Source organism: Fluviicola sp. (genome assembly GCF_030151805.1).
Classification (GTDB): Bacteria; Bacteroidota; Bacteroidia; order Flavobacteriales_D; family Crocinitomicaceae; genus Fluviicola.
Window position 1 is genome coordinate 1 of record NZ_JASLCN010000365.1, and the last position, 4,658, is coordinate 4,658.

Annotated in this window: 5 protein-coding genes and 1 pseudogene; 1 reads left to right on the forward strand and 5 read right to left on the reverse strand. The window is 41.7% G+C overall.

The genetic code is table 11. From position 1 onward, the window contains the following. Positions 1–39: 39 nt before the first annotated feature. Positions 40–474 carry an MBL fold metallo-hydrolase gene (locus Q1V93_RS13845; protein ID WP_300665494.1) on the forward strand — a complete coding sequence of 145 codons (435 nt, stop codon included), beginning with the start codon at positions 40–42 and terminating at the stop codon, positions 472–474. Positions 475–543: 69 nt separating this feature from the next. Here Q1V93_RS13845 and Q1V93_RS13850 read toward each other — a convergent pair whose 3' ends face one another. From Q1V93_RS13850 to Q1V93_RS13870, 5 genes and pseudogenes are all read right to left on the reverse strand, one after another. Beyond that, positions 544–996 carry a DinB family protein gene (locus tag Q1V93_RS13850; RefSeq protein WP_300665495.1) on the reverse strand — a complete coding sequence of 151 codons (453 nt, stop codon included), beginning with the start codon at positions 994–996 and terminating at the stop codon, positions 544–546. Positions 997–1,002: 6 nt separating this feature from the next. Further along, positions 1,003–1,917 carry a GNAT family N-acetyltransferase gene (locus tag Q1V93_RS13855; protein ID WP_300665496.1) on the reverse strand — a complete coding sequence of 305 codons (915 nt, stop codon included), beginning with the start codon at positions 1,915–1,917 and terminating at the stop codon, positions 1,003–1,005. A 5-nt stretch (positions 1,918–1,922) separates the two neighbouring features. Continuing rightward, positions 1,923–2,738: a 1-acyl-sn-glycerol-3-phosphate acyltransferase gene (locus tag Q1V93_RS13860; RefSeq protein ID WP_300665497.1), complete on the reverse strand. Its 816-nt coding sequence runs from the start codon at positions 2,736–2,738 to the stop codon at positions 1,923–1,925. 191 nt (positions 2,739–2,929) lie between these two features. Next, the gene (locus Q1V93_RS13865) at positions 2,930–3,886 is read right to left on the reverse strand and encodes a DUF4249 domain-containing protein (RefSeq protein ID WP_300665498.1); all 957 of its coding nucleotides are present in this window, start codon (positions 3,884–3,886) and stop codon (positions 2,930–2,932) included. Further along, a pseudogene (locus Q1V93_RS13870) lies at positions 3,868–4,658 on the reverse strand (TonB-dependent receptor); the annotation flags it as partial. The gene Q1V93_RS13865 and the pseudogene Q1V93_RS13870, both read right to left, overlap by 19 nt.

Consider the following 4,658-nt stretch of genomic DNA (forward strand, 5'->3'; position numbering starts at 1 on the left):
AACGGTTTTTTGATCTAAGAAAAAATCAAAGAGCGGAAATTGAATGCGGAACGTTTCCAGGAAGCCGGACTTTCACTGACTTTGATCCCGAAATTAAAACAGGGAATGGATGTGGAACTGGATTCCGGAGAAACAATTTATTTCGAAGAATACACGTATCCTCAAAAGCCGAGTAAATCATACGCTTATTGCTCGGATACCATTTTTGACGAGCGAATTGTGAATTATATCAAACAGGTAGACTTGCTTTATCACGAGGCAACTTTCCTGAATGATAAACTCGATCGTGCAAAACAAACTTTTCACAGTACGGCCGAACAGGCTGCTACAATCGCAAAACAGGCAGAAGTAGGAAAATTGTTATTGGGACATTTAAGCGCGCGCTACGACAATGGCTTGAAACACCAGGAAGAAGCATCCAAAGTGTTTGAAAACGTGAGAGTAGTGGAAGACGGGGAAACGTATTTGGTTTAAAAAGTTCAAAAGTTCAAAAGTTCAAAACTTCAAAATTGAAGTATTTACTTGAACCCTTTGAACTTTGTTTTAACTTTTTGAACCCTGAGCAATCCTTCTCAAATAATTAATCTGCCCTAGGTGATAGCCCAAATGGCTCGCCAATTTTGTGATCATGTGATTGGTCGTCATCGAATAACCAAAGGTTTCATACGGGTAAATTTCATTTAGCTGTTCTTCCGTGATTGAACCCAAAACTTGTTGGACCATTTCGGAAGTTTTAGCAAACTCAGCGATCAATTCCGCTTTCGTAAAATACCGTTCTGAAAATTCTGCTTCGCGATTTCTCACATAACCCGTATGACCAATCGTTGCGCCGATATAATGATTCAAATTCCCGATCAGGTGCTGACTCAGGTTCCCGATCGAATTCGTAACTCCCGGAGGAACTTGCCATAAAAGTGTGTTTTCATCACAGAGCTCAATTTCTTTCGCCAGTGAAGCAAGATCTTTTACAAAACTGCGTTCGAATTCGTGATTCATACGATATTAATAAGTTAAATGACGTTCTTTTTTATCCGGGTAAACATCTGCAATCGTTACTAAGATTCCGGTTTCCTCTACATTCCCGAATTCCGCATTCACAGCAGTTCCGAAGGTTTTCATGGTCGGAGAAAGATGCATGTAGATGTTTACCAACGGTGGAACGTTTTCGCCATGTTGACGCACAAAGCTGTTCAGTACCTTGAAACCATCTTTGAAATCCAGACCTTTCAATTGTTCTTTGACGAAAGTGGTATCGTAATCCGAAACCAAAGGATGGTATGGTTTCATTAAATTTTCCGTATCCGGAAAATAATGATTCATGAAATGCAATAGAAAATCCCTTGCTTCCCGGTTGTAATTCGGGTACATGGTCACTTTTCCAAAGAAATACTTGATGTTCGGGTAAGTAATGGTTAAAGCTCCCAGACCGTCCCAGATATTGTCGAGGGCAAACAAGCCTTTACGTGGATTCTGTGCCGGCTGGTAATTCGGTTGAACCCAGCTGCGACCTAATTCACAGGTTGTAGGCAAATATTCTTTGATAAACCGTTCCGAAAAATCGAAATAATGTGTTGTAGAAAGATGAATGACACCTTTGCCGTCGGTTGCTTGATCACAAAGAATAAAACGGTAACCGCCGATGATTTCCTCATCTTCCGGCGACCAAACGATCAATTGATTGTAGCAGATTTCTTGTGTGTCGTATTCGTCCAGGTCAATTTCCTCACCGGTTCCTCCGCCTGCAAAACGGAAAGTAACCTCTCTCAATCGACCGATCTCGCGGACAACATTGGGTGAATTATGAATATTGACAAAATAGATTTCGTTCTCACCTTTTCTCGTGGTGCGGATCATTCCGGCCTCAGCAAGCTCTTTTTTGATGAGTTCTTTGTCTACAGCAGGTATAATTGGCTTCATATGGTTTATTTCTTCAATGTATATATGTGATTGCGGAACCATTCGGCCCATTTCACATCGGATGTTTTTGTGTCTAGTGTTTTTGCTTCAATGGGTTCTCCAACAGTAAATTGAATGTGTTTTCCTTTTTGACGAAACATTTCATCTGCAAGATACAACATTTCGATGTTGACCTTTATTCCCAGAAATGTACGAAAATTCGCCAAACGATAAAAGAAGTTTGACAACTCACCGTCGATATGTACCGGAACGATTGTCTGATCATTTTGTCGGGCTTGTTTTACGAAAGTCTTTTTCCATTCCAGATCCTTCACGACACCTTTTCTTTTCCGGCTGACCAATCCGGCAGGGAATACACAGACCAACTGATCGGAAGCAAACAGATTGTTGACCTGCATCAGGGAACTGCTTTTGGTTTTCCCGTGTTTGTTCACACCCACAAAAATTTCTTTCAGCGGATCCAGGTTCAGTAACAAATCATTCACGATGAATTTGATATCCGTTCGGTGATCACGTAAACCGTCTACAAGCGCCATGGCATCCATTCCACCGAGCGGATGATTCATCACAACAATGCATTTTCCGGTTTTAGGAATATGCTCGATTCCCGAAATGGAATAAGTCACACCAATCTCAGCCAATACTTCCTTACAAAAATCCTGGTTTTTGGAATCATGCGTATTCAGGAAGTCATTGATTTCTTTTTGATGAAGAATCCGCTCCAGGTAGCGAATAATAAAGCCCGGAATCCACTTGATTAAACGCGGATTTTTGCTTTGGATTAATCTACGGACGTTTATGAAATCTTCTTGTTGTTTCATCATACAAAGGTAACATCTATCGGTCAGTTCAGGACGTCAAAATCAAAAATGAAAATAACAAAATTTCGTGAATAACTCCTCTCATTGAAAAGTTCAAAAGGTTAAAAGAGTTAAAACAAAGTGATAATAGGAAATAGTTTTAATTGAACTATTGATCCCGATAGCGATCGGGAATTGAACTATTGAAAACACTAAGGAACACAATAAAGTGTATCAAACGACGGTGAATAGCCTGCCCAAAGTCCGATTGCTCCTCCCTGAATGTTTGTTGGAATGGTTGTTGGTGCTGCAAAAGGATTTCCGGCAGTTTGAAGCTGCATGTACTTTTTTTCCAGGAAGTTGTAAACCGTCGGGTCCAGTTTTGAAAACTTGATAGCGACCGAATCTCCCTCTTTGTAATAGCCTTTGTTCTTATCTGCAACAGAATTATCGTTCCAGGTGAATGGGTTTTCGTAATAGAAGTTGAACGTTTGACCATTGAAAAACTCGTCGTCGATTACCGGGCTGAATGTAGCTTTGAAATTCGGGTCTTTTGTTACCCCGTCGACCATGTTAACGCGTTTTACTTCCCACATATAGGCATCGTATTGCCCTCCGGGATCGGACAACGTTGCCCAGGAAAATCCGTATCCGGGATTTGCGCCCGGATCCTGAACCCAGAAAACAGAATCGAGTGGAGTGGGATTTACGATTTGTGTACTGGAAGTGTAGGTTTGTCCGTTCAATTCCACTTTCAATGAATACGTTTTTCCGACTTGTCCCCAAATAGCAGTGTTAAAGGTCGAATATGCGCAAAGGTGATAATTGGCCAATTCTTCCTGCGGAACTCCGAACAAAGCAGCTGCCATGGCTTCGGTTCCGGGAGGAAGATTATCCGAGCAAATTTCGTCCAGAACGACCGTCGTTGTACCATCCGAAACAGTGACAGTTGCCCCGGATTGAAAGCCGTTTAAAAAAGCATCCAGCGTGGTCGGAGAATAAATATCCTGGGTTTTGGATAACAGTACAATGGGCGGCATTCCGGTTTCAATGCGTCCGTCGACCACGATTTTTTCTTCGTATCCGGGAATATCAATTTTCACTTCCTTGGTACAAGCCGAAAGAAGAACGATCAAAGGGAGGAAAAGACTTAAAACTCGAAATTCCATGTGATACTCGGTAAAATAGGAAACAATGACACTTGCTTGACTGAAATTTTAAAATCATTCGAAGTGATGTTTCCATCGTTATCAATATACAAAAAATAAGGATTGGCGCGGTTGTAAACATTGTAAACAGAGAAAGCCACATTCTGGCGGAATTTCTTCTGAATTTCAACTTTCTCGCCCGTTTTTTTATCAATCTTCGTTTTGGTTGGTTTGTCGTACCAGGTTGCAGAAATATCCAGGCGGTGATACGGAGCCATTCGCGTAGAATTTCTCGGGCCGTAATTGAATAGCAAATCCTGGTTGTTGAAATACCAGCTGTTTGGCAAAGTCAGTGTGTTTCCGGATGCATAAATGAATGAGAAACCGAAGGTCCATCGTTTGTTGAGTTCGTAAGTTCCCACAAGCGTCAAATCGTGTCTGCGGTCGTATTTTGCAGGATATTTGGTGTCCTGGATATCGGGGAAGTAGCGCACCGATTTTGCAAGCGTATAACCGATCCAGCCGGTTAACTTTCCGAATGTGCGTTTGATGAAAAATTCAGCGCCATAACTCCAGCCCGTTCCGTAAACCAATAAATTATCGGTGTTGTCATTGACATTGTCAGTCGGTAAAGCTCCCTGTTTGAACTCAATGACATTTTCCATCTTTTTGTAATAGACCTCGACCGAGGTTTCCCATTTGTCTTTGTTGAAATTCCGGAAATAGCCCAAACTTGCCTGCCAGCCTTTTTGCGGTTTCGCCTTGTCCGTACTCGGATACCAGATATCGGTAG

Bases quoted from the DNA above. Each gene is read 5' to 3' on its own strand.
- Q1V93_RS13855 (WP_300665496.1), bottom strand. From the start codon at position 1,917: ATGAAGCCAATTATACCTGCTGTAGACAAAGAACTCATCAAAAAAGAG.
- Q1V93_RS13860 (WP_300665497.1), bottom strand. From the start codon at position 2,738: ATGAAACAACAAGAAGATTTCATAAACGTCCGTAGATTAATCCAAAGC.
- Q1V93_RS13850 (WP_300665495.1), bottom strand. From the start codon at position 996: ATGAATCACGAATTCGAACGCAGTTTTGTAAAAGATCTTGCTTCACTG.
- Q1V93_RS13865 (WP_300665498.1), bottom strand. From the start codon at position 3,886: ATGGAATTTCGAGTTTTAAGTCTTTTCCTCCCTTTGATCGTTCTTCTT.